The 26581-nt window shown below is 66.6% G+C and carries 24 protein-coding genes; 11 read left to right on the forward strand and 13 right to left on the reverse strand.

Annotated elements, in window-relative coordinates; translation table 11 throughout:
• The first annotated feature begins 189 nt into the window (after nucleotides 1–189).
• The gene (locus tag D9V32_RS04870; protein WP_030143580.1) at nucleotides 190–483 is read left to right on the forward strand and encodes a DUF4193 domain-containing protein; all 294 of its coding nucleotides are present in this window, start codon (nucleotides 190–192) and stop codon (nucleotides 481–483) included.
• 221 nt (nucleotides 484–704) lie between these two features.
• Here D9V32_RS04870 and D9V32_RS04875 read toward each other — a convergent pair whose 3' ends face one another.
• Nucleotides 705–1163 (reverse strand): DUF3093 domain-containing protein, encoded by a 459-nt coding sequence (locus tag D9V32_RS04875; protein WP_121647771.1) that lies wholly within the window; start codon nucleotides 1161–1163, stop codon nucleotides 705–707.
• A gap of 37 nt (nucleotides 1164–1200) precedes the next feature.
• Between D9V32_RS04875 and dut the strand changes: the two genes are divergently transcribed.
• The 5 genes from dut to dxs all read left to right on the forward strand — a co-directional run bounded on the left by dut (nucleotide 1201) and on the right by dxs (nucleotide 8338).
• Nucleotides 1201–1659 (forward strand): dUTP diphosphatase, encoded by a 459-nt coding sequence (gene dut / locus D9V32_RS04880; protein WP_183086181.1) that lies wholly within the window; start codon nucleotides 1201–1203, stop codon nucleotides 1657–1659.
• Nucleotides 1656–2336 (forward strand): DUF3710 domain-containing protein, encoded by a 681-nt coding sequence (locus D9V32_RS04885; protein WP_121647773.1) that lies wholly within the window; start codon nucleotides 1656–1658, stop codon nucleotides 2334–2336. Before dut ends, D9V32_RS04885 begins: the two co-directional genes overlap by 4 nt.
• Nucleotides 2337–2431: 95 nt before the next feature.
• On the forward strand, nucleotides 2432–3205 hold the full coding sequence (locus tag D9V32_RS04890) for a DUF3159 domain-containing protein (RefSeq protein ID WP_121647774.1): 774 nt from the start codon (nucleotides 2432–2434) through the stop codon (nucleotides 3203–3205).
• A 250-nt stretch (nucleotides 3206–3455) separates the two neighbouring features.
• Entirely contained in the window at nucleotides 3456–6206 is a 2751-nt protein-coding gene (acnA, locus tag D9V32_RS04895; protein WP_121647775.1) for an aconitate hydratase AcnA, read from the forward strand.
• Between the two features lie 176 nt (nucleotides 6207–6382).
• A complete protein-coding gene (gene dxs / locus D9V32_RS04900) occupies nucleotides 6383–8338 on the forward strand; it encodes a 1-deoxy-D-xylulose-5-phosphate synthase (protein ID WP_121647776.1) in 1956 nt (651 codons plus the stop codon).
• Between the two features lie 68 nt (nucleotides 8339–8406).
• On the opposite strand, the gene D9V32_RS04905 is transcribed toward dxs, so the two are convergent.
• The 8 genes from D9V32_RS04905 to D9V32_RS04940 all read right to left on the reverse strand — a co-directional run bounded on the left by D9V32_RS04905 (nucleotide 8407) and on the right by D9V32_RS04940 (nucleotide 18209).
• Nucleotides 8407–8919 carry an NUDIX domain-containing protein gene (locus D9V32_RS04905; RefSeq protein WP_183086183.1) on the reverse strand — a complete coding sequence of 171 codons (513 nt, stop codon included), beginning with the start codon at nucleotides 8917–8919 and terminating at the stop codon, nucleotides 8407–8409.
• A gap of 99 nt (nucleotides 8920–9018) precedes the next feature.
• On the reverse strand, nucleotides 9019–10104 hold the full coding sequence (locus tag D9V32_RS04910; RefSeq protein ID WP_147440395.1) for an FAD/NAD(P)-binding protein: 1086 nt from the start codon (nucleotides 10102–10104) through the stop codon (nucleotides 9019–9021).
• 67 nt (nucleotides 10105–10171) lie between these two features.
• Nucleotides 10172–11500 (reverse strand): LLM class flavin-dependent oxidoreductase, encoded by a 1329-nt coding sequence (locus tag D9V32_RS04915; protein ID WP_121647779.1) that lies wholly within the window; start codon nucleotides 11498–11500, stop codon nucleotides 10172–10174.
• Entirely contained in the window at nucleotides 11490–12644 is a 1155-nt protein-coding gene (locus D9V32_RS04920) for an LLM class flavin-dependent oxidoreductase (protein WP_121647780.1), read from the reverse strand. Before D9V32_RS04920 ends, D9V32_RS04915 begins: the two co-directional genes overlap by 11 nt.
• Before the next feature lie 186 nt (nucleotides 12645–12830).
• Entirely contained in the window at nucleotides 12831–14963 is a 2133-nt protein-coding gene (locus D9V32_RS04925; RefSeq protein ID WP_121647781.1) for a 3-hydroxyacyl-CoA dehydrogenase NAD-binding domain-containing protein, read from the reverse strand.
• Between the two features lie 3 nt (nucleotides 14964–14966).
• Nucleotides 14967–16163, reverse strand: coding sequence for a thiolase family protein (locus D9V32_RS04930; RefSeq protein ID WP_121647782.1), 1197 nt, complete (start codon nucleotides 16161–16163; stop codon nucleotides 14967–14969).
• Between the two features lie 74 nt (nucleotides 16164–16237).
• Entirely contained in the window at nucleotides 16238–17479 is a 1242-nt protein-coding gene (locus tag D9V32_RS04935) for an HRDC domain-containing protein (RefSeq protein WP_425461999.1), read from the reverse strand.
• A gap of 112 nt (nucleotides 17480–17591) precedes the next feature.
• Nucleotides 17592–18209, reverse strand: a complete 618-nt coding sequence (locus tag D9V32_RS04940) for a DUF3000 domain-containing protein (protein ID WP_121647784.1) — start codon at nucleotides 18207–18209, stop codon at nucleotides 17592–17594.
• A gap of 25 nt (nucleotides 18210–18234) precedes the next feature.
• Between D9V32_RS04940 and D9V32_RS04945 the strand changes: the two genes are divergently transcribed.
• On the forward strand, nucleotides 18235–19416 hold the full coding sequence (locus tag D9V32_RS04945) for an alpha/beta hydrolase family protein (RefSeq protein ID WP_121647785.1): 1182 nt from the start codon (nucleotides 18235–18237) through the stop codon (nucleotides 19414–19416).
• Nucleotides 19417–19510: 94 nt separating this feature from the next.
• On the opposite strand, the gene D9V32_RS04950 is transcribed toward D9V32_RS04945, so the two are convergent.
• Genes D9V32_RS04950 through D9V32_RS04960 form a run of 3 tightly spaced genes read right to left on the reverse strand, consistent with a single transcriptional unit; the run spans nucleotide 19511 to nucleotide 21635 of the window.
• Entirely contained in the window at nucleotides 19511–20233 is a 723-nt protein-coding gene (locus D9V32_RS04950) for a dihydrofolate reductase family protein (protein ID WP_121647786.1), read from the reverse strand.
• Nucleotides 20226–20669, reverse strand: a complete 444-nt coding sequence (locus D9V32_RS04955; protein WP_121647787.1) for a SufE family protein — start codon at nucleotides 20667–20669, stop codon at nucleotides 20226–20228. Before D9V32_RS04955 ends, D9V32_RS04950 begins: the two co-directional genes overlap by 8 nt.
• A gap of 42 nt (nucleotides 20670–20711) precedes the next feature.
• Complete coding sequence (locus D9V32_RS04960; protein WP_121647788.1) at nucleotides 20712–21635, reverse strand: sulfurtransferase; 924 nt, start codon at nucleotides 21633–21635, stop codon at nucleotides 20712–20714.
• A 156-nt stretch (nucleotides 21636–21791) separates the two neighbouring features.
• Here D9V32_RS04960 and zapE point away from each other — a divergent pair, with 156 nt between their 5' ends.
• The gene (gene zapE, locus D9V32_RS04965; RefSeq protein ID WP_121647789.1) at nucleotides 21792–22841 is read left to right on the forward strand and encodes a cell division protein ZapE; all 1050 of its coding nucleotides are present in this window, start codon (nucleotides 21792–21794) and stop codon (nucleotides 22839–22841) included.
• 75 nt (nucleotides 22842–22916) lie between these two features.
• Here zapE and D9V32_RS04970 read toward each other — a convergent pair whose 3' ends face one another.
• On the reverse strand, nucleotides 22917–23522 hold the full coding sequence (locus D9V32_RS04970) for a TetR/AcrR family transcriptional regulator (protein WP_121647790.1): 606 nt from the start codon (nucleotides 23520–23522) through the stop codon (nucleotides 22917–22919).
• An 87-nt stretch (nucleotides 23523–23609) separates the two neighbouring features.
• Here D9V32_RS04970 and D9V32_RS04975 point away from each other — a divergent pair, with 87 nt between their 5' ends.
• From D9V32_RS04975 to D9V32_RS04985, 3 genes are all read left to right on the forward strand, one after another.
• Nucleotides 23610–24002, forward strand: a complete 393-nt coding sequence (locus tag D9V32_RS04975; RefSeq protein WP_121647791.1) for a DUF1304 domain-containing protein — start codon at nucleotides 23610–23612, stop codon at nucleotides 24000–24002.
• 11 nt (nucleotides 24003–24013) lie between these two features.
• On the forward strand, nucleotides 24014–25045 hold the full coding sequence (locus D9V32_RS04980; RefSeq protein ID WP_121647792.1) for an NADP-dependent oxidoreductase: 1032 nt from the start codon (nucleotides 24014–24016) through the stop codon (nucleotides 25043–25045).
• Between the two features lie 171 nt (nucleotides 25046–25216).
• Nucleotides 25217–26476, forward strand: a complete 1260-nt coding sequence (locus D9V32_RS04985; protein WP_121647793.1) for an ammonium transporter — start codon at nucleotides 25217–25219, stop codon at nucleotides 26474–26476.
• The last annotated feature ends 105 nt before the right edge of the window (nucleotides 26477–26581 follow it).

Below are 26581 nucleotides of genomic sequence, written 5' to 3' on the forward strand. Positions count from 1 at the left end.
TTTCGGCGTCGTAAATCCTGAGAACCATGGTGCCATGGATGCCGAACTATTCGCGTAAACTCGCGGGCGCGGCGCGTGATCCCGATAAAAGCCTGGGAAAAGCCGGTGCTCGGTTTGCTATTGCTCGCGGATTGTTGCAAACTATCGCCGCCGATCCTGATCGGTTTAGGCGAAGAGAAGTGGAAGAACATGGCAACGGATTACGACGCACCCCGCAAAAGCGACGACGATTCCGAATCGATCGAAGCGCTTAAGGAGCGTGTGCCGGACAAGCTCTCGGGCGCCGTTGGTGACGAGGACGCGGACAACCCCGGTGGTTTTGAACTGCCCGGTGCCGACCTCTCGGACCTCGACCTCGATGTGGTCGTTCTGCCCCCGCAGGCAGATGAATTTACCTGTGTGAGCTGCTTCCTGGTGAAGTTCCGCTCCCAGATTGATCACGAGACCAAGCTCGGCCCGGTATGCGTGGAGTGTGCCGCCTAGGCCTCATCCCTTCGGGGTGAACCCGGCCCCACTCGGGCCGGGCCTGGCGCACAAAACGGCCGCTGCGAATCATTCGCAGCGGCCGTTTCCTCGTAATTGATCGTTTTTCTCGGTCTTGCGGTCGAGTTACGAAATTACATACGAAGCATCATGTGAAGACGCAATATGACGTTCTCGGTGTCGCATCGCAATGAAAAGCGAAAAAACCCCGCAAACGTGAACTAAACGTTCGCCGCCCGCTCCTCGGCCGCGCTGGTGATTGCCGCCGCGAGCTCGGCGGCCCGGCGGGTCGAGATGAGCCAGTACGGCGTGGGGTCGCCCTCGTCGAGCACCGGCACGCGCACGGCCTGGTGGGCCCAGGCGTTGAGCAGCAGGTAGGCCCGTGCGTTCAGGTTCGGCCCCCGCTCGGCGCGCGCGGCCTCGCCAACGAATACCTCCGGCGTTCCCAGCTGATCCACGGGAATGCGGGCGCGGCCCGCGCGCAGCACGCCGTCCTCGATCGACACTGTGGGTGCCATGATCAGGAACAGGGCCGTTGAGCCCAGATACAGGACCGCGGCGACCACGAAGCCGACCACAATCGAGATCGGGAAGAACACCAGGATGCTCGCGGGGATCACCAGGGCGGTGGCCAGAAAGACCGTGGGGGCGGGGAAAAGTCGTTCGTGATACTGGGTCATGTCTCAATCATTCATCGATGTGCATTACCCTCGATCTGTGACCGAAAGTGTTGATGTTCCTATTATCGCCCGAGAAGCCCCGCGTTATGCGCAACCGGGCGATGCGGGTGCCGACCTGGTGTCCGCCGAGGCAGTCACGCTGGCCCCGGGCCAGCGGGCGCTCGTGGGTACCGGCGTTTCCATTGCCCTCCCGGAGGGACACGCGGCCTTTGTGGTCCCGCGCAGCGGCCTTGCGGCCAAGCACGGCATCACGGTTGTCAACTCCCCGGGAACAATCGATGCGGGCTACCGCGGCGAGATTAAGGTGATTCTCTTGAACACCGATTCGCAGGCGTCATACAGTATCGCGGTGGGCGACCGGATCGCCCAGATCATCATCATGCCGGTCGCCCAGGCACGCTTCATTCCCGTGGATGTGTTACCCGAGAGCGAACGCGGCGAGACAGGATTCGGGTCGACCGGGTATGGTCTTCCTCAGACAGGAGCACAGGCATGATCAGGAAAAAGAAGAACGCCGACGAAACCTCGGACATCGTGGACACCACCACCGATAGCCAGGAGATCATCGCGGAAGACGTCATCGAGGAGGCCGTGGACGCCAAGTCCGCCCCCGCCGACCGGGTGGAAGCCGGCCCGTATGACGAGAGCGAGGCGAACCCGGTTCGCCCCTACATCGACCTCGGTGGCGTGAAGATTCTGCCGCGTGAGGGCCTGAACCTCCGTCTCGAGGTTGAGGAATCCACCCAGCGCATCATCGCCGTCGGGCTCGACTATGCCGGATCGACCCTGCAGGTACAGGCATTCGCCGCACCGCGCAGCGCCGGTCTGTGGCACGAGACCCGGGAGCAGATCACCGCCGGGCTGAAGAGCCAGGGCGGCGAGGTCCGCGAGGTGACTACCGCCCTCGGCCCCGAGCTGTTCGCGACCCTGCCCGGCCAGGTCACCGCCGAAAACCCCGGTGGCGCCCGCGCCGCCCGGTTCGTGGGCGTAGATGGCCCGCGCTGGTTCCTGCGCGGCGTTATCGCCGGCGCCGGTGCCGAGGCGGGTAACACCGAGGCCATCGACGCGATTGACGATCTCTTCCGCAGCGTCGTGGTTGTGCGTGGAGGCACGCCGATGCCCCCGCGCGACCTGCTGGCACTCAAGATGCCGGTGGCTCCGGGAACCGAGTAGGTCCCGCGGGTCGATCGATCCACCGTGCGGCGGCCTGGGTAGCGATACCGAGGCCGCCGCGTTTTTCGTTTAGCACCACCGCCCGAGGAGTTTTGATGGCAACGCCCGAACCACCCACCCCGCCCGAATCTCAGGATTCCGCCGCGACGCCGGCCGAGGAGGAAATCTCGCCGAAGCTGGGTGAGACGCTGGCGCAGGTTGCCGCGAAGTCCTCGCTCGGTGCCCTCGCCTCAGGCGGGGGAAACACCGGTGCCGCGCTGCTCGGCGCCATCGGCGGCGTGCGGGGCATCATCGAGGCCGTCGTGCCCGGGCTCCTGTTTGTGATCGTCTTCACCCTGACCCAGAGCCTGCCCTGGGCCGCGGGCGTGGCCGTGGGGCTCGCGGTGATCGCAACCATCGCGCGCATCATCGGGAAGACCCCGGTCACCGCGGCCATCGGCGGACTGGTGGGTGTGGTCGCCTCGGCCGTGCTGGCCCTCACCACCGGCCGTGCCGAGGACAACTTCGTCCTGGGGTTCTATGTGAACTCGGGATACGCTCTGGGTCTGCTGATCTCGGTCGCGGTCGGTTGGCCGCTGATCGGCGTACTCGCCGGCTACCTGATGGGCGATGGCGTTGCCTGGCGTCATGATCGCCTCAAGCGCCGTGTCTTCACCTGGCTGACGCTGGCCTGGGTGGGCATGTTCGTTGCCCGTCTCGCGGTACAGCTGCCGTTCTATTTCGCCGGAAACGTGGCGGCCCTGGGGCTGACCCGGATCGCCATGGGGCTCCCGCTCTACGCGCCAGTTCTCGTCCTGACCTGGCTGGTGGTGCGCTCGGTCTATCGACGTGGACAAACGGCCGAGGAATCCTCGGCAAATAGCCGCTAACAAGTTGCGACGCCCGCCCGGTTTCCGGCGGGCGTCGCGGTCTTTTGCCCACACGCCGCGCACGGATGTGAGCGACACCGCGTCGGAATACTGATAGAATTATCTCGACATCAAGATAAATAAGGACAGCCTTAGTCGCGACGTAGCGAACATGCGAGCAGAGGCGCCTCCACCCCGGCTGTTGCGGCGGGGGAGAAGGGTCCGTGAACGCAGGTGCGGGCGCGCCTGTCTAGCCAGAGGAGAACGCGTAGTGTCTACCGTCAATAGCTTTGGTGCGAAGCAGAACCTCACCGTCGGGGGAACCGACTATGAGATCTTCCGCCTCGACACCGTCCCGGGACATGAGAAGCTCCCGTTTGGTCTGAAGGTCCTCCTGGAGAACCTCCTGCGCACCGAGGATGGTGCCAACGTCACCAAGTCCCAGATCGAGGCCCTCGGATCGTGGAACCCCACTGAGGAGCCCAACACCGAGATCCAGTTCAGCCCGGCCCGCGTGGTCATGCAGGACTTCACCGGCGTGCCCTGCATCGTCGACCTCGCCACCATGCGCGAGGCCGTCTCCGCCCTCGGTGGCGACCCCACCAAGATCAACCCGCTGGCACCGGCCGAGATGGTCATCGACCACTCCGTCATCGCCGACCTCTTCGGTCAGTCGGACGCCTTCGAGCGCAACGTCGAGATCGAGTACGAGCGCAACGGTGAGCGCTACCAGTTCCTGCGCTGGGGCCAGACCGCGTTCAACGACTTCAAGGTGGTGCCCCCGGGCACCGGAATCGTGCACCAGGTCAACATCGAGCACCTGGCCCGCGTCACCATGACCCGCGAGGTCGGCGGCGCACTCCAGGCCTACCCGGACTCCTGCGTGGGTACTGACTCGCACACCACCATGGTCAACGGCCTGGGCGTGCTCGGCTGGGGCGTAGGTGGCATCGAGGCCGAGGCCGCAATGCTCGGCCAGCCCGTGTCGATGCTGATCCCCAAGGTGGTCGGCTTCAAGCTCAACGGCGCGATCCCCGCCGGCGTGACCGCCACCGACGTGGTGCTCACCATCACCGAGATGCTGCGCAAGCAGGGTGTCGTGGGCAAGTTTGTGGAGTTCTACGGCCCCTCGGTGGCCCAGGTTCCGCTGGCAAACCGCGCGACCATCGGTAACATGAGCCCCGAGTTCGGCTCGACCGCCGCTGTCTTCCCGATCGATGACGTGACCCTCGACTACCTGCGCCTCACCGGCCGCAGCGAGGAGCAGGTTGCCCTGGTGGAGGCCTACTCGAAGATCCAGGGTCTGTGGCACAACGCCGACCACGAGCCCGTGTACTCCGAGTACATGGAGCTCGACCTGGCCACCGTGGTGCCCTCGATCGCCGGCCCGAAGCGCCCCCAGGACCGCATCGAGCTCTCGGCCGCCAAGGCTCAGTTCGAGAACGACCTGCCGGTATACGCACAGCCGGCCGAGCTCAGCACCGACGAGCTGCTCGCCACCGCGCTGACCAGCCCGGCACCGGCGGCGGCCTCCAAGCCCACCACCGTGACCCTCGCCGATGGCGAGTCCTTCACCATCGACCACGGTGCCGTCGCGATTGCCGCGATCACCTCCTGCACCAACACCTCGAACCCCTCGGTCATGATGGCCGCCGGACTCCTGGCGCGCAACGCCAGCAAGCTGGGTCTGAAGGCCAAGCCGTGGGTCAAGACCACCCTGGCACCGGGTTCGAAGGTTGTCACCGACTACTACGACAAGGCCGGTCTGACCGAGTCCCTCGAAGACCTCGGTTTCTACCTCGTGGGTTACGGCTGCACCACCTGCATCGGTAACTCCGGTCCGCTGCTCGAGGAGATCTCGGCCGGCGTCAACCAGAATGACCTCGCCGTCACCGCCGTGCTCTCGGGTAACCGTAACTTCGAGGGCCGCATCAACCCCGACGTCAAGATGAACTACCTGGCCTCCCCGCCGCTGGTCATCGCCTACGCACTGGCCGGTTCGATGAGCTTCGACTTCGAGAACGACTCCCTGGGCGACGACCAGAACGGCAACCCGGTGTTCCTGAAGGACATCTGGCCCGCCGCTGAAGAGGTCCAGAAGGTCATCGATGAGTCCATCGACACCGACATGTTCAACAAGCAGTACTCGGGTGTCTTCGAGGGTGACGAGCGCTGGCGTTCGCTGCCCACCCCGGATGGCGCGACCTTCGAGTGGGACGATGAGTCCACCTACGTGCGTCGCCCCCCGTACTTCGAGGGCATGACGATGGAGACCACCCCGGTGTCCGACATCGTGGGCGCTCGCGTACTCGCAAAGCTGGGCGACTCGGTCACGACCGACCACATCAGCCCCGCCGGTGCCATCAAGGCCGACACCCCGGCCGGTCGCTACCTGACCGAGCACGGTGTCTCGCGTGGAAACTTCAACTCCTACGGTTCGCGCCGTGGAAACCACGAGGTCATGATTCGCGGTACCTTCGCGAACATCCGTCTGCGCAACCAGCTCCTGAACGACGTTGAGGGTGGCTACACCCGCGACTTCACCCAGGAGGGTGGCCCGCAGTCCTTCATCTACGACGCCTCGCAGAACTACCAGGCCGCCGGCACCCCACTGGTGATCTTCGGTGGCAAGGAGTACGGTTCGGGATCCAGCCGCGACTGGGCCGCCAAGGGCACCTCGCTGCTCGGCGTGAAGGCCGTCATCACCGAGAGCTTCGAGCGTATCCACCGTTCGAACCTGATCGGTATGGGTGTTGTCCCGCTGCAGTTCCCGGTCGGCGAGACCGCCGAATCGCTGGGCCTTGACGGTACCGAGATCGTTTCGATCGCCGGTATCGAGGAGCTCAACAGTGGCACCACCCCGAAGACCGTCCGCGTCACCGCCGTCCCGAGTGAGTTCTCGGCCGCGGGCAAGGCCGTGGTTGAGTTCGACGCCGTGGTTCGCATCGACACCCCGGGTGAGGCAGACTACTACCGCAACGGTGGAATCCTGCAGTACGTGCTGCGCAGCCTCGTTGGCTAATCAGTAGTTTCTGAGCCGGTCTCGGATGCAGCCTCGCGCTGCTTCCGGGACCGGCTTCGTTTTCGGCGCGCGTCTCCCTCTCACAATTGGAGGGAATCGCCTAAACTATGTCTGTGCCTCGGACGCTGTCCGATCCACGCCGCCGCCCCCGTGTCGGCAGACAGCGAAGGAGTACCATGACGATTCTTGAGACGATTGCATCCCCCCGCGATCTCGATGGTCTCACCGAGTCACAGCTGAAGGTTCTAGCCCTGGAAATCCGGGAGTTCCTGATCAACAAGGTTGCCCTCACCGGCGGCCACCTCGGCCCCAACCTCGGCGTTGTTGAGCTCACCCTCGCGATCCACCGCGTCTTCGACTCACCGAATGACCCGATCGTGTTCGACACCGGGCACCAGTCGTACGTGCACAAGCTTCTGACCGGCCGTCAGGACTTCAGTAAGCTGCGCGAGCGTGGGGGCCTGGCCGGCTACCCGCAGCGCTCCGAGTCGGATCACGACATCGTGGAGTCCTCGCACGCCTCGAGCTCGCTGAGCTGGGCGGATGGCATCTCGCGCGGTTTTGAAATGACCGGTCAGTCCGACCGCACCGTTGTTGCGGTGGTTGGCGACGGCTCCCTGACCGGCGGAATGACCTGGGAAGCCCTCAACAACATGACCGACGACAACTCCCGTCGCATGGTCATCGTGGTCAACGACAATGGCCGCTCCTACGCGCCGACCATTGGCGGCATGGCCCGCTATCTGAACGATGTGCGTACCCGCAAGAGCTACCGTTCGCTGCGTCGCAGCAGTGAGCGCTTCTTCTCGGCGCTGGGTTCGCCCGGTCGCGCGCTGTATCGCGGCGTGCGCGGCGGAACCCACGGGTTCCTCTCCCGCGCCAGCAACAACGAGGCGCTGTACTCCAACCTCGACATCAAGTACATCGGTCCGATTGACGGACACGACCTGCACGCGATGGAGGAGGCGCTCACCCAGGCCAAAAACTACGGTGCCCCGGTGATCGTTCACGCCATCACCGAGAAGGGACGCGGCTATCAGCCCGCCCTCGATGACCAGGCCGATCAGTTCCACGCCGTGGGCAAGATCGATCCGGCGACCGGTCTCGCGCTGAGCACCAGCTCGCAGCGCAGCTGGACGAGCGTCTTCAGCGATGCCCTGCTCGATGAGGGCACCCGCAACAAGAAGGTCGTGGCGATCACCGCGGCGATGCTGCGACCCACCGGTCTGCACGCCTTCGCCGAGCGATTCCCCACCCGCGTCCACGACGTGGGCATTGCCGAGCAGCACGCGGTCACCTCCGCGGCGGGCCTCGCATATGCCGGCCTGCACCCGGTGGTCGCAATGTACGCAACGTTTGTGAACCGTGCGTTTGACCAGATCCTGATGGACGTTGCCCTGCATAAGGCGGGCGTAACCTTCGTGCTGGACCGCGCGGGCGTGACCGGGCCTGACGGCCCCTCGCACCACGGCATGTGGGACCTCTCGATCCTGCAGGTGGTTCCCGGCATTCGTATCGCCGCCCCGCGTGACGCCATCCGCGTGCGTGAGGAGCTGGCCGAGGCCGTAGCCGTTGATGACGCCCCCACCGTGATCCGATTCCCCAAGGGCTCCGCCCCCGAGGACATCGCGGCCCTGCGCCGCACCAAGGGCGGCGTGGACGTGCTGGCCGAGGGTGACCGCGAGGACGTCCTGATCGTCGCCGTCGGTTCGATGGCCTCCATTGCGCTGGACGTCGCCGAGCGCCTGCGGGCGCAGGGCATTGGCGCCACCGTGGTTGACCCGCGCTGGGTCGTGCCGGTAAACGATGACGTGGTCGAGCTCGCTCGAACCCACCGCCTGGTTATCACCCTCGAGGACGGCGTGCGCGTGGGCGGTATCGGCACGCGTATCCGTCAGCGCCTGCGCGAGGCCGGCGTGGACACCGCCGTGGACGAACTCGGCCTGCCCGACGTCTTCATCGATCACGCCTCGCGCGAGCAGGTCCTGACCGACGCCGGCCTCACCGGCCAGCAGATCGCCCGCGACGTCGTCGCCCAGGTTCTCGGCAGCCGCATTCCCGTTGCCCGGCCGGACGGCGAGGACCCGCACCCGGCTACCAGCCCGGGTTTCGACGCGGTAACCGGCGCATAGGCCCTCCAGCACCGCGGCCCACACTCACTCACGGTGAGTGTGGGCCGCGGTTTTTGTGAGGGGCAGATTTATTCTGCCCGGGCCTGGACCCGTGCCTGATAGAGGCCCAGTGCGGCGATGGAGACCGCGTCCGTGATCTCCCCGGCGGCCACGTGTTCCCAGAACTCCGCCACCGAGACCCAGGTGCGTCCGGAGATTGTTTCGGTCGCCTCGGGCGCAGGCTCAGCTTCTTCGGTGACCTCGGCGACAAAGATGTGGCACATGGCCGAGGTGAGGCCCGAGGATTCGTGCAGCGACCCCAGCGGTGTCGGCTCTGAGGCGTACAGCCCCGCCTCCTCGCGCAGTTCCAGGAGCGCAACGGCCGAGGGCTCAGGCATGCCTTCCGCGTCTACGGCGACGGCATGAACGGCACCCTGGGGAAACTCATAGCCCCACCGGGCGGTGGGATACCGGTACTGACGGATCAGGCAGAGCAAATCATTTCGGACCGGGACCACCAGGGAAAAATCGGGCTTCTCGATGATTCCGTAGACCCCAACAGGCTCATCTGTAAACCGAACCCGGTCTTCGATCACCGTCATCCAGGGATTGTCATATACCGTTCGTCGCGCGACTCGGCGTGGAAGGATCGGGCGGGGCGAGGAGGTGTCCATGCCCCGAGGTTAGTCGCACGGCGTCCATCAGACGTGGAGCGATGCCGCGGGGCGTGTGGAACGAATGCCACCCAGGGACTCTGCCGGGGTGGCGGTGAGCGAAGCCAAAACCGCCTCAGCCACCGCATCCACGTACCTGAGCGCCGGAGAGTCAGTGTGGGGGCGGACGAGGGGATCCATCGGGAGTGCCTCGGCCACCTGTCCCGCGGCGAACAGGGAGTCAGCGAACGGGCCCAGGAGGTGTCCGGCGGCGCTGGCGACTAGCGTCGTTCTTTGCGAGGTGCCCGGTAGCGCTGCGCTCGGCCGGGCAAATCCGGCGTCAAGAAGCTGCCGAAGAAGTGCATCCCGAACGGAGTGAGAGCCGGGCACGGAATGCCCATCACGCGCTGGCCGAGAGTTGGACCCGAGGCTGCCCACGGCGAACAGCACCGTCGTGGTGTCGATTGCGCGGCCGTCCAGAAGCTCCACGCGGTGCCGCCGCGGCAGTCGTCCCGGGATTTCCGGTGCCGCAGCGAGTGCCACCGCCTCACCACGCACCCAGCGCACCCGGGCGCGTGGATGCGCTCTGGTCAGGATTTCTCGATATGACCAGGTCAGGTATCGCCCCACGAGGCGGCGGCTCGGGACGCTGCGACCGGTCAGGGAGGCGAGTTCCTGAACGGTCGGGTCCTCGGCCTCCGGGCCCAGCCTGGGGGCGGAATTGCGGGTGCCGGCAGCCCACTCGGAGAGACTCGGCCCGGGCCGAATCGGCCCACGAATGTGGCAGGAAGAATCGGTAAACACGGTGATTGCCGCGGCGCACTCCGTCACGGCCTGATCGAGCAGGTCTCTCTCGCGCCACAGGCGACCCGCCCCGGGTGGGAACGGGTCGACCAGGGTGATGCGCAGCGGTGCGGGATGATGCGCCGCGTGCCAGGCGAGGATCCGCTCGAGAATCATGATGCCCCGTGGCCCCGCGCCCACCAACACGATGTCCGCGGGCGGGATCTCGACGTCCACCAACACGATGTCCGCGGGCGGGATCTCGACGTCCACGAGTCGGGAGCCGTACCCCTCTGCCGGCGCGGATGTGAACTCATGAGGGGCGCGCGGGGTGTGTGGAGACGGAGACACCGGGTACCTTTCGTCGATGCGATGCGATGCGATGCGATGCGATGCGATGCGGACTCTACGCCGCTGGTTAGCGGGACACCGTCGCCCAGGGCTCGCCGCTCAGCAGCGGGGGTGTGGGGAGGTCCAGAATGTCTCGCAGCGTGCGCCCCTCCGGATATTCCGTGCGATACACGCCGCGCTCCTGCAGTTCGGGAATGACCCGGTCCACAAACTCATCGAGCCCGTGGGGCTGTAGGTGTGGGACCAGGACGTAGCCGTCGACAGCCCCGGTCGCCACGTTGGCCGCGATGCGTTCGGCAACCGCACCGGGCGTGCCCACCAGGGTGTGTCGCGAGGTGGTCGCGATCACCGTTTCGCGCAGGTTCAGGTCCTCCGCTTCGGCGCGGGCACGCCAGGCCGCCGCGATCTGACGGCGCTGCCCGACGTCGGGGGCCTGACCGCGGCGCAGCTCATCCTCCGCGGGCTCGCCGCTTGGGAGTGGCCCCTCCGGATCGTAGTCAGTGAGGTCGAGGCCCCAGATGCGCTCCACGGTCGCGATCGCGGTCTGCGGGCTTACCTGCGCCCACGCCACCTCGCGGGATCGCTCCCGGGCCTCCGCCTCCGTGTCGCCCAGCACAAACGTGGCACCGGGCAGGATGCGCAGGGATTCCCGCCCACGACCCACACGCTCCAGGCGGGTCGTCAGGTCGGCGGCGTACCGGGCGGCGGCATCCTGATCCGCATGCGGGGAGAAGATCACCTCGGCGTGGGCCGCGGCGAAGTCGCGTCCGTCGGGGGAGTCGCCCGCCTGCACGATCACCGGGGCTCCCTGCGGGCCCGGGTGTACGGCGGCCACGTGATCCAGACGCAGGTGCGCCCCGCGCAGCGAGACCTCGGAACCCGGCGCAGCCCGCCACAGCGCCGCGGCGGCACGCAGCACCTCCGAGGCGCGATCGTAGCGGTCACCCTTCTGCAGGAACCCGCCACGACGGAAGTTCGCCCCGAAGAACTCCTCCGAGCTCGTCACGACGTTCCAGCCCGCACGGCCGCTCGAGAGGGCATCCAGGGTGCCAAACTGGCGGGCGAGGTCAGCCGGATCGTTAAACGTCGAGTTGACGGTGGCCACGAGGCCGATGCGCTCGGTGACCGCCGAGAGCGCGGCCAGTAGCGCCGGTGAGGCCGGACGGCCCACCACGTCGAGGTCGTGAATCGCTCCCTTGTGCTCGCGTAGACGCAGCCCCTCGGCGAGGAACACGTAGTCGAGTAGGCCGCGCTCGGCGGTGCGGGCCAGGTGCTCAAAGGAGTCGAAATCTACCTGGCTGCCCGCGGTGGGATCGGACCACACCGTGGTGTGGTTGACGCCGGGGAAGTGGCCGGCGAGGTGAACCTGGCGGCGGGGAGTGGGACTAGCGCTCAAGCGAGACACCTGCCTTTTCGTTTCGTGCTGCGGCAAATCGATTGGTTGCCGATGCCAGGCCGAGCAGGGCGCGCAGCCGCACCTGATCGCCGGTCTGTGGCGCGGGGAGTCCCTGTGCCCAGAGTTCGGTCAGGAGGCGGGTTTCCAGGTCCGCCGGGCTTGCGGGCAGGAGCGACGGGCGCAGCAGCACGCCGGCCGCTCCGATCCGGTACCAGCCCGCCACGGTCTCGGCAAACGCAACGAGGTCTGCGGGATCATGCGGGGGAGTCACCTCCACCAGGATGCGCGGGGCCGCCGTAGGCGCGGACGCATCGGCCGCTCCCCGCAGGTCGGCAATCAGGGCCTCCACCACACCGGCGGCACCCCGGTGGCCGGCGCTCGCTTCCGGCTCGGCAACGTCCACGCCGGTGGCGTCCAAGCCGGCGACGTTCAGACCCGTGGCGTCCACAATGATGGTGTCCGCGCTGGCCCGGGCAAACTCTCGCTCGGCGCGTGCCTCGCGCGCGCCCGTCGCCCCCGCGCTCGGCAGCGCCGAGATTCGTACAAAGACCGGCGGGCTGCCCTGGGGCGATCTGGGCACATAGGAGGCACCGTGAATGCTGAACCGCGTGCCGGCGTACTCGACGTCGTGCACCCGCTCGCGATCGATATAGCGACCGGTGGCAACGTCCCGGATCTCGGCGTCGTCTTCCCAGCTGTCAAACAGCGCTCGTGCGGCCTCGACGGTCTCCCGAGCGTCAGCGAGGTCCTCCAGATAGCCGCCCGCGCCCGCGGGGCCCGGAGACACGAGCCAACCGGCCCGGCCACGGCTCAGATGGTCGAGTGTCTGCACCGCCGCCGCGATATGGAACGGTTCGCGCACGCCGGTTACGATCTCCGGGACGAGTGCGATGCGGGTGGTCAGCGGTGCCAGCGAGGAGGCCAGGAGGAGCGGATCGAACCCGCCGTTTGCCGCCGAGGGCGCGCCGGCGATCACCACCTGGTCAAACCCTCCGGCTTCGGCGGCGTGTACGAGACCCGCCCAGTAGGAGCGGTCAAAACGCGTATCTGACGGGGTGCCGGGCGCGAGCGGCGCACCGGTGTCGAGAACCAGGCCGGCGACAAACGGAGGGCGGCCCGTTGGGGTGGGGGTGGGAGCGGTCATGGGCCTACGCTAGGCCCATCCACTCGCGTTTGGCAGGTCGGTGAACGCGGATGACGGCACGCTAATTCATGTGACGTCACGTGCTGGACGTTCGCCAACATTGACGATACGCGAACACAACGCGCCCCCGAACGCAGGTGCGTTCGGGGGCGCGTTGGCGGCTACGAGGTGCCGAGGCGGAACGGGCTACAGCCCGCGGATCTGCGGTGTGTGGAACGTCGCACCAAACGCGCGTTCGCTCGCCCCCACACGGTCCAGGTAGGGGGTGATGCCGCCATCGATGAACGGCCAACCCGCACCCAGGATCAGGCACAGATCGATGTCCTCGGCACCGTGCACGACGTCGTCTTCGAGCATCAGGTGGATCTCGTTCGCCAGGCCGTCCTGCACCCGGCGCAGGATCTCCGCCTCGGTCACGGGATTCTTGCCGCCGCTCACGAGCTTCAGCGCGCCCCTGTCGAAGCCCTTCACCTTGCCCTTGCCGTCTCGCTCAAGCAGGGTGCCATAGTCGGCCAGCTTGTGCAAGTTCTCCGAGCGGTAGAAGCGCTCGGGGAAGGCGTTGTGGTGCGTGTCGAGCACGTGGGCACCCACCTTGAGCCCCACGAGATCCAGCAGGGCCGACGGAGCCATCGGGAGGCCCAGGGGCGCGAGCGCGGCGTCGACGGTGGCAAAGCTCGTTCCGGCATCCACCGCACGCATGGATTCACCCAGCAGCACGGCGAGTACGCGGTTGACCACGAAGCCCGGGGTGTCGCGGGTGATGACCGCGTTCTTACGCAGGTTTTTCGCGGTCACCATTGCGGTGGACAGCGTGGCATCGTCGGTAGCCGGAGCCTTGACCACCTCGATCAGCGGCATCACCGCTACCGGGTTGAAGAAGTGGAAGCCCACGAGGCGCCCGGGGTGAGCGAGCTTCGCCCCGATCTGCTCAACCGAGAGCGAGGAGGTGTTGGTCGCGAGGATGGCGTCCTCGCGGACGATCTGCTCGAAGTCGGCAAAGACGTTCTGCTTAATCTCGAGCTCCTCGAATACGGCCTCGATCACCCAGTCGCAGTCGGCGAACTCGGAGCGATCGGTCGTGCCGTGGATCAGGGCGCCCAGGCGGTTCGCCTCGTCGGCACCAATTCGCCCCTTCTCAGCGAGGGTTCGAATCTCGGCGCGGATGTGCTCCACACCCCTGTCGACCCGTGCCTGGTCGAGGTCGGTGATGACCACCGGCACTCGCAGGCGGCGCAGGAACAGGAGCGCAAACTGGCTGGCCATCAGGCCGGCACCGATCACGCCGACCTTGCGTACCGGGCGGGCGAGCTCCTTATCTGGCGCACCGGCCGGGCGCTTGGCGCGCTTCTGCACCAGGTTGAAGGCGTAGATCGATGCTCGGAACTGATCGCCCGCGATGAGGGTCGTGAGCGCCTCGTCCTCGAGTGCAAAGCCCTCCTCGCGAGAGACCGACTTCGCCGCCTTGATGAGGTCGAGGGCAAGATAGGGAGCCACCGGCTCGGTACCGATCTTTGACTCCAGGGTCTTGCGCGCAATACCGAGCGCGATGTCCCACTTCGCGAGGCGTTCCAGCTTTCCGGGGGTGTGCGGGCGGGCGACCTTTGTGGTGCCCTCGATCACGCCCGATGCCCACGCGAGGGAGGACTCGATGAACGTGGCCGAGCCAAAGCTGACATCCGCGACACCGAGCTCAATGACCTGGGCCGGCCGCAGCATGCGGTTCATCTTCAAGGGATTCTCAATGATCACCGTGAGGGCGTTCTCGATGCCGATCAGGTTCGGCAGCAGCCAGGAGCCGCCCCATCCCGGGATGAGGCCCAGGAAGACCTCGGGCAGACCGATGCCGGCCGCGCTCGCATCCACCGTGCGGTAGTCACAGTTCAGTGCGATCTCCAGCCCGCCGCCGAGCGCCAGGCCGTTGATGAACGTAAACGTGGGCACACCGAGCGTGTGTAGCTTGCCAAACACGTGGTGACCGAGGCGGGGGAGCAGGCTCGCAACCTCGCGGCTGTTGAGATCGCCCACCTTCGAGAGATCGGCACCCGCCGCCAGAATGAACGGCTTACCGGTGATTGCGACACCGGCAATCTCACCGGCACTCGCGCGCAGGGTCAGGGCGTCCAGGACACCGCCGAGTTCGAGCAGCGTGGCCGGACCGAAGGTGTTGGGGCGGGTGTGATCGCGGCCGTTGTCGAGCGTAATGAGCGCGAGCGTCTTCCCCGAGGGCAGGGTGACATCGCGCACAAAGCTGTGCGTGATCACCTCGTCCTGAGACGCTTCGAGCAGCGGGGAAAAGTCAAGGGTGGAGTAGTCGGTCATAATCTACTTCTTTCCGTTCCAGTTCGGGTTTTCCCAGATCACGGTGCCGCCCTGGCCGAGGCCCACACACATAGCGGTGAGGCCGTAGCGCACGCCGGGGTTTTCGGCGAACTGCGCGGCGAGCTGAATCATCAGGCGCACACCGGAGGCGGCCAGCGGGTGACCGAGCGCGATGGCCCCACCCCAGGCGTTGACCCGCGGGTCGTCATCGCCGATACCGTAGTGGTCGAGGAAGCTGAGCACCTGCACGGCAAACGCCTCGTTCAGCTCGAACAGGCCGATGTCCTCGATCCTGAGGCCGGCCTTGGCCAGAGCCTTCTCGGTGGACGGGATCGGGCCGAGCCCCATCACTTCGGGCTCAACACCGGCGTATGCAAAACTCACCATGCGCATCTTCGGGGTGAGCTTCAGCTGATGCACGGCCTCGGAGCCCGCGAGCAGGCTCACGGTGGCACCGTCGGTGAGGGGGGAGGAGTTGCCGGCGGTCACACGGCCGTGCGGGCGGAACGGCGTCTTCAGCGAGGCGAGGCCCTCGAGGGTGGTTTCGGGACGCATACCCTGATCGGTGTCGGCGAGGCCCCAGCCCGCGTCACTGCGCAGCGCAATCGGTACCAGGTCCGGCTGAATCTTGCCGTTTGCGTAGGCGGCGGCTACCTTCTGCTGGCTGCGCATGCCAAAGCGGTCGGCACGCTCCTTGGTGAGCTTCGGGAAGCGATCGTGCAGGTTTTCCGCGGTGATACCCATGTTGAGGGCGTCCGGGCTCACGATCTTCTCCGCGAGGAAGCGCGGGTTGGGATCGGCATTGAAGCCCATCGGGTGACGCCCCATGTGCTCCACACCGCCGGCGATCGCCAGATCGTAGGCACCGAAGGCCACCCCCGCGCCCAGCGCGGTGACGGCGGTCATGGCACCCGCACACATGCGGTCAATCGCATAGCCGGGTACCGTGGTCGGCAGGCCCGCGAGCAGCGCCGCGGTGCGCCCCAGGGTGAGCCCCTGGTCGCCCTGCTGGGTGGTGGCCGCGATCGCAACATCGTCAATGCGTTCCCCGGGAACCCCGGGGTTTCGTTCAAGCAGACCGATCATGGCCTTCACCACGAGATCATCGGCCCGGGTGTTCCAGTACATGCCCTTTTCACCGGCACGTCCGAACGGGGTTCGCGTTCCATCGACGAAGTAAACGTCGTTTTTCTTGGCCACACTGCCTCCTAGAGGAATCGATTGATTCGATCCTAGGGAAGGCGTCTGGGAGGCTGCTACCCCTGTGTGATTTCCTACGAAGCCCCGCCGTCGTCTTCCAGCACAATTTGGGGAGCTTCTACAAAGGCATCCCGGATTAGCTGTGCGGTTTCCTCAACCTGCCACGGGCGGGCGCCGAGGGCCGCGAGCTGATCCGCCACGGCCTCGGTGGTCAGCGGAACCGGCGGGTGCCAGGCGATTCGGCGCAGCAGTTCCGGGGTCAGCAGGTTCTCCACCGGCATCTCTCGTGCCTCGGCGTGGGCCACGACGCGCGGTCGAGTGACCCGCAGGCGGTGATCCGCCTCGGGGTTCTTCTCGGCCCAGGCCCGAATGGGCGGCAGGGTATCGGTGTGGATGCGCAACGGCGGCAGATCGGTTTCGTTCTGCCCGCGCTCGATCGCGGACCACCAGGTGTTCAGCTCGGTGCGGCTCGCCCGCCCGGTGAACGCCCGCATCCCGGCGAGTTGCGCGCGGGTCTTCGGGTTGGCCTTGACCGCCGCCTGCAGGGCGGCATCGGGTACCAGGCGGCCGGGTGCCACGTCACGTCGACGAGCGAGGGTGTCGCGGGCCGTCCACAGCTCACGCGCCACGGCAAGAATCTGCCTATTGCGCGCACTAGGTGCTCCCGAGAGCTTGCGCCACGGATCAATCTTGGCGGCGGGGGCGGGCTTGTTCAGCTCGGCCGCAAACTCCTGCCGCGCAATCTCGGTCTTTCCCGCCGCGATGAGCAGCTTCTCAACCTCGTCACGCAGATCGACGAGAAGTTCCACATCGAGCGCCGCGTATTCGAGCCAGGACTGGGGGAGCGGACGGGTCGACCAGTCGGCCGCCGAGTGCTCCTTCGCCAGGTGTATCCCCAGCAGGTTCTCCACCACGGAACCGAGACCCACGCGGGGCATGCCGAGCAGGCGCGCGGCAAGCTCGGTATCAAAAATCTGGGAGGGGTCGAGCCCCACCTCGCGCAGGCAGGCGAGATCCTGACTCGCGGCGTGCAGCACCCACTCGGCATCCCCGATCACGGCCTGAAGCTCGTGCAGCGAGCCCAGGGCGATGGGGTCGTAGAGGAACATGCCCGCGTCGCGGCGGAACACCTGAATCAGGTAGGCGCGCTGCGAGTAGCGGTAGCCCGAGGCCCGCTCGGCATCCACGGCAACGGGGCCGTGACCGGCGGCCAGGAGACTCAGTGATTCGGCATAGGCGCGCGGGGTGTCGATGACGCGGCGCGAGCCGGCCTCCGCCGAGCCCACTGCAGCGATTGCGGCGGCCGTGGCGGACACCGAGACCACCGGTGCGGCACCCGCACCGGATGTGGGCGTGGCCGCAACCTCGGGGGTGGTGGCCGATCCGGGCGCGGTGTTTCCCGCGGGAGCGGATGCTCGTCTGGATCGCTCAGCCACGAGTTCCTCTGTGACGGCCAATCATGGTCACTCCTTCTTCGGTGGGGGGCAGGCCGGCCAGCAGGCACAGCAGATCTCCCCAGCCTTCTACGTGGGCGCCGAGTTCGGCGTTGTGTGGCGTCCAAGAGGCGCGCAGTTCGAGCTGGGTGCCGTCTCCGGCACTCGCAAGCTCACCAAAACCCGTCGAGATTACCTTAGTGGCGGTACCGCTCGCCGCGCCAAATTGCGCGTCCCGGGCCTCCAGGGCATCCATGAGCCAAGACCAGGCGACGCCGGCCATGAACGGGTCCACTCCGAGCTCGGGCTCGAGTGGGGCCTGAGCGAAGCAGATGATTCGGAAGGCCCCTCCCCAGGCTTCGGGGGCGGAGGGATCGTACAAGAGGACAAAGCGGCCAGCGCCGTGTTCGGAGTCGGAGGCGTGGGCCTCGAATCCGCCCCGTTGCGCGGCGGGAAGCACATCCGCGGCCAGCGCCAGCGCATACGGCGCAAGACGCTCCGGCGCGGCAATCTCCTGTACCCGCAGTTCGGGGCGTAGGCTCACACTCCGGATGGCGTCGCGGGCCCGGACAAAGTCCGCCGGGACGAGATCATCCGTTACCGAATCAGTCACGTTTGCAGACTAGAGTTAGTTGGCTATGAATCCTTCACGCCGCGCCGAACGCCGCGCGTTTCTCCTGCCCCTGACCGCCGTTGCGGCCACCACCGCCGTCGTTGCCGCCGGGATCGCCGCCGTCTCGGCCATCATGGCCCGCGAGGTGTTAACCCCACCCGGCCCGGATGCTCCGGATACCCCGGTGCTCGGCATCAACGAGGTCGCGGGCACCATCGTGCTCGGTCGCACGGACTTCACCGTACTGCCCGGGCAGTACGGAATCTGGTACGGCCGCCCCGAGCGTCTGATTCGGATCGGCGAGGTGCTCGAGGTGGGGGAGAAGACCGTTACCCGCGAGCTCCCCGTCCAGGATTTGCGCGGAGTGGTGGGTCACGGGCACGGCCGGTTCACCGGCTGGGTCGATGCCGAGCCCGCAGCCGTGGTGGAACAGTGGGAGAACGTCGCAATTCCCGTGGAGGGCGGTATCGCACCGGCCTGGCTGATCCCCTCGGCCGACGCCAGTGCGGATGCCCCCTGGCTCGTGGTGGTGCACGGCCGCGGTACCCGTCGCGGCGAGGGCCTGCGTGCGGTGCCGACCGCCCACGCCGCGGGGTACCACGTGCTCCTACTCACCTATCGCAACGACGGCGATGCACCCTTCAGTACCGACCGTCGCTATGGCCTCGGTCAAACCGAGTGGGCCGATGTCGATGCTGCCCTCGGTTGGGTGCGCGCCCGCAGCGATGCCCGGATCGTGCTGATGGGGTGGTCGATGGGTGGCGCGATTGCGCTGCAGACCGTCCTCAACGGCGAACACCACGGCGACGTCCACGCGCTCCTGCTGGATTCCCCGGTGATCAACTGGCATGACGTGCTGAGCTTCCAGGCGCGCGAGCGCCGGCTGCCACGCGCAGTGCGCGACTTCGCGGTCCACCTGATCGGCGCGAACTGGGCACGCCGCATCACCGGCCTGGAAGCCCCCGTGCGCCTCGACGATCTGAACCTCGTCGCGCGGGCCGCCGAGCTGCGCATCCCCACACTGATCCTGCAGAGTACCGATGACGATGTGGTGCCCGCGAACGCCGCGCAGGCACTCGCCGCCGAGCGCCCCGACACCGTCGACCTGGAGATCTTCTCGGTCGCGCGTCACACCAAGCTCTGGAACTTCGATCGCGAACGCTGGGAAACCCGCGTGCGTGACTGGCTCGATCGCCAGCACCCGTAAAACCGCAGCCAAGCAGCGCCAGGAACGCGAGAGGGGCGCGTCACCGTTGATGGTGACACGCCCCTCTCGCTTTTCGGCCGCACCGGCTTCGGGCCTAGTCCACGGCCGGCCGAGGCCGGAACCGCTGGTAGAGCGTGCCCTCATCGTCCAGCATGAGACCGTGCAGCGTGTAGCGAGTGACGAGCTTTTCGGCCTGTCCAAACACCGGCTGCGGGGGCAATACGACGCTGGGGGCAGCGGTCAGGAAGATCTCATCGATCGCTCCCGCGGCGAGGAAACTTCCGGTCACGGTCGGGCCGCCCTCGCAGATCACCCGGGTGAGCCCGTGCTCGGCGAGGGTCTGCAGAATCTGTGCGGGGCTCGGGTCCGCGGCGTTGATACCGATCACGGCGTGTACGCGGCCGTCCATCCGCGCCGTCACCTTGGGCACCGACGCCTGGGGGCACAGGACGATCAGGCGCTCGCGTGCGCCCTCGTTGTCCGGCACATCGCCGAGGTCGCCGCTACGGGTCAGTACGGCGAGCATCGCGCGTCGCGGAATCGTGTAGCCCTCGGCGCGGAGGCTCTGGGCCCCCACGAGCACGGCGTCGGCCTGATCGCGAATCACCGAGAGGATGGTGCGATCCACCCGGTTTGAAATGGTGTCGCTCGTGCCGTCCTCACCCGCGGCAGAACCGTTCATGGTGGTGATCATGTTGACGGCGGTCCAGGTGTCCCCGGCGAGCGCGTAGCGCCGGGCGATCCACTCCCGGGCTTCGGGCAGCGCCGGGTCGATGCGTTCCCCGCTGGCGGGCAGCAGCTCGGTGAGACTACTCATGCCCGGCCAGCACGCGGATCTGACGCTGGGCACGACGGATCATGCCGGTCATGCCCGCCAGACGCAGGGGCGAGACGGCGCGAGCGAGCCCGAGACGCTGTGAGTAGTCGCTCGGCACGGCCAGGGCCTCCTCGATACTCAGCCCCGAGAGACCCTGCACCAGGATGCTGGCAAACCCGCGGGTGGTTGGTGCCTCCTGCGGTGCGGTCGCGAACATCTGAACACGCTGATCCGCATCGAGTTCGACGCGAATGAATACGGGGGACTGGCACTCGGCCACGCGCTCCAGCTCCTCCGGGTGATCGCTATAGCGTTCGGGAAGGGCGGGAAGTTCTCGGGAGAAGTCCAGCAGGAGTTCGAGCCGCGAGTTTTCGTCGAGGTCGAGGAAGTCCTCGCTGATCTCGGCGAGCGCGGCGGGCAGCGCGTTATCGGTCATGGGAATCCATTATGCCAGTCGCGCGCCCGCCGCACCGCGGGGTTAGTGCGCGGTCTGCCGCTCACCGCGGGCGGGTCGGGTGCCGCGCTCGGTGCCCTGCACGATCGGTACGCGCACGGCGTTGCCCCACTCGGTCCAGGAGCCGTCGTAGTTGCGGACCGCCTGGAAACCGAGCAGGTAGCGCAGGGCGAACCAGGTGTGGCTGGAGCGCTCACCGATCCGGCAGTAGGTGATGACCGACTCGGTGGGGGCGAGGCCCAGCTCGCCGCGATAGATAGCCTCGAGCTCTCCCCGGGCCAGGTAGCCACCATCGGAACCCACGGCGCGGGCCCAGGGCACGTTGTGGGCGGTGGGGATGTGACCGCCGCGCAGGACGCCCTCCTCCGGGTAGTCCGGGTGGGTAACCCGCTCACCGGTGTACTCCTGGGGTGAGCGGATGTCGATCAGCGGGCTGCCCAGGTGGGCGATGACGTCATCGCGGAAGGCACGCTCGGTGTGGTCATCGCGTTCGATGATCGGATAGCGGGTCTCGATGCGCTCGGGCACCTCGGTGGTGAGCTCGCGGCCCTCGGCGATCCACTTATCGCGGCCGCCATCCAGCAGGCGAACATCGGGGTGGCCAAACAGGGTGAAGACCCAGAGGGCGTAGGCGGCCCACCAGTTGCTCTTATCGCCGTAGATGATGACGGTGTCATCCCGGGAGATGCCCTTGCGGGACAGGAGCTCGGCAAAACCCTCGCCATCCAGGTAGTCGCGCACGACGGGATCGTTGAGCTCAGTGTGCCAGTCGACCTTCACGGCGCCGGGGATGTGCCCGACCGTGTACAGGAGGACGTCCTCATCGGATTCGACCACGACCAGGCCGGGCTCATCGAGGCGTTCGGCCAGCCAGGAGGTGGAGACCAGTTTGCCCGGGTGGGCGTAGTCGGCAAACTTCGGATCGGAGGTATCAAATGCGAATGTCACGGGGTCCCCTCGGCTGTGAACCGGCGCGGGCCGGTCCGGACGGATAGCTTCGTGGGGTTAGGCTAGGAGCCGAAGCCCCACCTTTTGAATGTACGCACCTTTTCTCCGCTTGTCATCAGGGTGGCGCAAGAATCCGACACACGAGGTAGCCCACCCATGACCGCAGCATCCACGCAGCGCCGCGTCAGCCTGACCGAACGCACCCCGAGCAGCGACGCCCACGCGATTATCGCGGGCCTGACGCCGCCGCCGCAGTTCGCTAATGCGACCTTTGAGTCCTACCGTCCGGACCCGGACTTCGCCAGCCAGGCGGAGGCCGTGACGATCCTGACCGAGTTCGCGGACTCCTTCGGCATTCAGCGCGGGGGCGGCCTCTTTGGCCGTAAGAAGAAGGCACCGGTGGGGCAGCCGGGCATCTATCTCGACGGCGGATTCGGTGTGGGTAAGACCCACCTTCTCGCCTCGCTGTGGCACCGTGCGCCGGGACCGCGCAAGTACTTTGGCACGTTTATCGAGTACACCTCCCTGGTGGGCGCCCTCGGATATCAGCAGGCGGTGCAGGCCCTGACCGGTGCCACGCTCATCTGCATCGACGAGTTTGAGCTCGACGACCCGGGCGACACTATGCTGATGACCCGGCTGCTCGGCGAACTGGTGGCCTCCGGCACCCGCATAGCCGCGACCTCGAACACCCCGCCGGGTGCCCTCGGTGAGGGTCGGTTTGCCGCCGCGGACTTCCTGCGCGAAATCCAGGCGATGTCGGCGCACTTCCGCACCCTGCGTATCGACGGCACCGATTACCGTCGCCGCGCGGTCACCGGTTCCTGCATCGTGACCTCCGGCGCGGAATACTCGGCGGCCCTCACCGCCGGGCTCGCGGATAATGCCGAGGTTTCCGATGACACCTTCGATGCGCTGCTCGCCCACCTGCAGACCGTGCATCCGTCACGCTATGCGGGCCTGATCGAGGGCATTTCCCGCCTCGGCCTGCGCGACGTGCACGAACTCACCGATCAGACTCGCGCGCTGCAGATCGTGGCCTTCATCGACCGTGTCTATGACGCACAGGTGCCGATCGTGGCCACCGGCATCGCGCTCGATCAGATCTTCGGCGACGGCATGCTCGAGGGCGGCTATCGCAAGAAGTATCAGCGTGCGATCTCGCGCATGATCGCGCTGACCCACGCGGCGGGCGTCCAGCGGTAGCGGAGTACGCCGAAAGCGGCCGGGAGCGAATTATCGCTCCCGGCCACTTTTTTTTGGTGCGGGCCCTGCGGCCACCTATGCGGCGACCGAGGCGCGCATCGCCCGCGGGGGCGTCGCCTCCACCCTCGCGGCCGCAAGAATGGCGAGCGCACCCTCGAGATCTACCGGTGCGAGTAGCATCGTGCTCACGATCAGCCCGGTCACGACGGTGGCCCGGTGTGTGACATCCGCCGCGATGTCCGCGGCACGTGCATCCACTCCCAGGGCCGTCGCTATTGCCCCCTCGACTCGGCGGCGGTAGCCCGCGACGACCGCGGCGGCGTCCGCATCGCGGCTGCCGAGGCCGGCACCGGCCCGCACGAGCATGCAGCCGAAGCGGGGATCCCCGGCCTCCATGGCCCCGAGGGAGGCACCCATCTGGTCGATGTAGCGGCGCACGCCGTCGGCCTGGCCGTCCAGCAGGGGAGCGAGGCGGGGCCCCACGATGTCTTCGAGGTAGTCCTCGACCGCGGCATCAAACAGCCCGCGCTTATTGCCGAAGGCCTGGTAGATGCTCGAGCGGGACAGCCCCGTGACGCGTTCGAGGTCGCTGATGGAGGCGACGTCGTATCCCACCGCCCAAAACAGGTCGCGGGCGGCGCGCACGGCGGCCGCGGTGTCGAATTCACGGGATCGGGCCATTATTTTCCACTTTCTGAAACGATCGGTTCAGAAATATTGTACGCTGATTTCACGAACCCTGTTATCCATCGTGAGGAACCCCACATCATGCTCATCACCGGACTGATCTTCGCCGGCCTCGCGGCCATCCTGCACTGCTACATCTTCGTGATGGAGTCCCTGCGCTGGACCACGCCGCGCGTACGCGCCACCTTCGGCATCGAGAGTGCCGAGGTTGCCGAGATTACCAAGCCGTTGGCGTTCAACCAGGGGTTCTACAACCTGTTCCTCGCGATCGTGGTCTATGTGGGCATCGCCTTCGTCTTCGCCGGTGGCGAAGCCGTAGGCCTCGCCCTCATTTTCGTGGGCATCGGTTCGATGTTCGCGGCGGCCATGGTCCTTCTTCTGTCGGACCGCTCCAAGGCCCGCGCGGCAATCACGCAGGGAACCCTGCCGCTGCTCGGACTCATCTTCACCATCATCGCTCTCGTAATTCGCTAAAGGCAGTACACATGAACACCACGCCCATCCCCGCCACCACCATCGAATTCCACCTGGCCGAGCGCCCCGTGGGATGGCCCACCGCCGACACCTTCCGTCGCGTTGAGCGCACCCTGCCGCCGCTGGCCGAGGGAGAGGTGCGCGTCGCCAACCGCTTCGTCTCGGTGGACCCCTACATGCGGGGACGGATGAACCTCGGGGAGTCGTATGTCGCGCCCTTTGAGCTGAACGAGGCACTCACCGGCGGAGCCGTCGGGCACGTCGTTGAATCCAACGCTCCCGAGCTGCCCGTGGGCACCGCGGTCAGCCACGACTTTGGCTGGCGCTCGGTGGCACAGGGCCCAGCCGCCTCGTTCCGCCGCGCCGCGGAGATCCCCGGCGTCCCGCTGTCCACCTCGCTCGGCATCCTCGGCATGACCGGCCTCACCGCGTTTGTGGGCCTGCGCGATATCGCATCGATCAAGCCCGGCGATGTGGTCTTCATCTCCGGTGCCGCCGGTGCGGTGGGCACCGCCGCCGGACAGATCGCGCGCCTCATGGGTGCATCACGGGTGATCGGATCCGCTGGCACGGCCGCAAAGGTCGCACTCCTCACCGAACGATACGGCTTCGATGCGGCGTTCAACTACACCGATGACGCCCCCGTGGCGGAGCAGCTCGCCGCGGCCGCCCCCGAGGGTATCGACGTCTACTTCGACAATGTGGGCGGTGAACACCTTGAGGCGGCAATCGGCGCATTCCGACGCGGTGGACGTGCCGCGCTGTGCGGCGCTATCGCCGAGTACAACACCACTGAGCCCGCCGTGGGCCCCCGAAACATGAGCCGCATCATCACACAGAGCATCACCCTGCGCGGCTTCACCCTCGGTGATCACGTCGCAGCGGCACCCGCATTTGCCCAGGCAATGGGGGAGTGGTTCGCCGCCGGCGAGATCGTCTACGACGAGACCGTGGTTGCGGGCATTGAGAACACCCCGCAGGCGTTTATTGACCTGCTGCGCGGTGCGAACATCGGCAAGATGGTGGTGCGCGTAGACGCCTAGCCACACCCGTTTTACTCGACGACGCCATCGGTGACGAAACATTTTGTTTACCGGTGGCGTTGTCGTGTAACACGTTCGAAACGAAACGGCGCCGGTTCCGGAAACGAGAACTCGCCAAACTAATCGCACGGCCTCCACTCCCGATGGGGGCCCAGACGGTTAGGAAAGCTTATGGACACCGGATCCCTCGCCTGGGGCATCATTGCCACGGCACTCGTGCTCGTGATGACCCCCGGCGTCGCCTTTTTCTACGGCGGCCTCGTAAAGATCACCAGCGTCGTCAGCATGCTCATGCTGAGCTTCGGCTCGATGGGCTTGATCGGCGGGCTCTGGATTCTCTACGGCTACAACATGACCCACGTGGACAACCCCGGACAGTTCGCCGGTAACCCACTCAACGACTTCGGCCTGAGCGGGCTCGCCTCGGCCCCCCACGCCAACGAAAACCTCATCGGCGTCGCGTTCGGTGCCACGTTCGCAATCATCACGGTGGCCCTGATCTCCGGTGCAATCGCCGATCGGGCTCGCTTCGGCTCCTGGATGATCTTTGCCGGTATCTGGGCAACCGTGGTGTACTTCCCGGTGACCGCCTGGATCTGGGGTGGTGGATGGATCCAGAACCTCGGCACCGCGCTGTTCGGTAAGGAGTCCGGCATCGAGGTTATCGACTATGCCGGTGGAACCGACGTTCACATCAACGCCGGTGCCGCAGCCCTGGCCCTCGCCCTGATCCTCGGCAAGCGCGTCGGATTCAAGCCCGGCATCATGAAGCCGCACAACGTTCCGCTGACCCTCATCGGTGCCTCGCTGCTCTGGTTCGGCTGGTTCGGATTCAACGCCGGTGCCGAGTGGCTGAACGGCCTGAAGAACGTCGGTCTGATCACCATCAACACCCTCGGTGCCACCGCGGCCGCCATCATCGGTTGGCTCATCATCGAGAAGATCCGTCACGGCAAGCCCACCTCGGTTGGTGCCGCATCGGGCGCCGTTGCCGGCCTCGTGGCCATCACCCCGGCCTGCGCAAACCTCACCCCCGGTTGGGCCCTGATCCTCGGCCTCATCACCGGCGCCGTCTGTGCCGTCGCCATCGAGCTGAAGTTCCTGATCGGTGTTGATGACTCCCTCGACGTCGTTGGAATCCACCTCGTCGGTGGCCTCATCGGTACCCTGTACCTCGGCTTCTTCGCCACCGGTACCGGCCTGTTCGTCGGCGGCGACTTCCGCCAGCTGGTCGTGCAGACCATCGCGGTCTTCGCGGTCCTGATCTACTCCTTCGTGATGGCCTTTGTGATCGGCTGGATCATCCAGAAGACCATCGGATTCCGCGTCACCAACGAGGACGAGATCGCCGGCGTCGACAACGTGGTTCACGGGGAGGACGGCTACGCGCTGAACCCCGTCACCACCGCAACCTCGGCTCACAGCCTGTAGGTTCCCCAGACTCGCGCCGGGTCTTCAAGGGGAGGGCCCGGCGCGACACTTCTCCCACCATCCGAAGGGCCGGATCTGCTGAAGCAGATCCGGCCCTTCGGTGTA

This window comes from Mycetocola tolaasinivorans (assembly GCF_003667565.1).
Taxonomy (GTDB): Bacteria; Actinomycetota; Actinomycetes; order Actinomycetales; family Microbacteriaceae; genus Mycetocola; species Mycetocola tolaasinivorans.

Bases quoted from the DNA above. Each gene is read 5' to 3' on its own strand.
- D9V32_RS04885 (WP_121647773.1), top strand. From the start codon at position 1,656: ATGATCAGGAAAAAGAAGAACGCCGACGAAACCTCGGACATCGTGGAC.
- D9V32_RS04890 (WP_121647774.1), top strand. From the start codon at position 2,432: ATGGCAACGCCCGAACCACCCACCCCGCCCGAATCTCAGGATTCCGCC.
- D9V32_RS04985 (WP_121647793.1), top strand. From the start codon at position 25,217: ATGGACACCGGATCCCTCGCCTGGGGCATCATTGCCACGGCACTCGTG.
- D9V32_RS04975 (WP_121647791.1), top strand. From the start codon at position 23,610: ATGCTCATCACCGGACTGATCTTCGCCGGCCTCGCGGCCATCCTGCAC.
- D9V32_RS04905 (WP_183086183.1), bottom strand. From the start codon at position 8,919: ATGACGGTGATCGAAGACCGGGTTCGGTTTACAGATGAGCCTGTTGGG.
- D9V32_RS04875 (WP_121647771.1), bottom strand. From the start codon at position 1,163: ATGACCCAGTATCACGAACGACTTTTCCCCGCCCCCACGGTCTTTCTG.
- D9V32_RS04945 (WP_121647785.1), top strand. From the start codon at position 18,235: ATGAATCCTTCACGCCGCGCCGAACGCCGCGCGTTTCTCCTGCCCCTG.
- zapE (WP_121647789.1), top strand. From the start codon at position 21,792: ATGACCGCAGCATCCACGCAGCGCCGCGTCAGCCTGACCGAACGCACC.
- D9V32_RS04980 (WP_121647792.1), top strand. From the start codon at position 24,014: ATGAACACCACGCCCATCCCCGCCACCACCATCGAATTCCACCTGGCC.
- D9V32_RS04920 (WP_121647780.1), bottom strand. From the start codon at position 12,644: ATGACCGCTCCCACCCCCACCCCAACGGGCCGCCCTCCGTTTGTCGCC.
- D9V32_RS04970 (WP_121647790.1), bottom strand. From the start codon at position 23,522: ATGGCCCGATCCCGTGAATTCGACACCGCGGCCGCCGTGCGCGCCGCC.
- dxs (WP_121647776.1), top strand. From the start codon at position 6,383: ATGACGATTCTTGAGACGATTGCATCCCCCCGCGATCTCGATGGTCTC.
- D9V32_RS04925 (WP_121647781.1), bottom strand. From the start codon at position 14,963: ATGACCGACTACTCCACCCTTGACTTTTCCCCGCTGCTCGAAGCGTCT.
- D9V32_RS04955 (WP_121647787.1), bottom strand. From the start codon at position 20,669: ATGACCGATAACGCGCTGCCCGCCGCGCTCGCCGAGATCAGCGAGGAC.
- D9V32_RS04950 (WP_121647786.1), bottom strand. From the start codon at position 20,233: ATGAGTAGTCTCACCGAGCTGCTGCCCGCCAGCGGGGAACGCATCGAC.
- D9V32_RS04870 (WP_030143580.1), top strand. From the start codon at position 190: ATGGCAACGGATTACGACGCACCCCGCAAAAGCGACGACGATTCCGAA.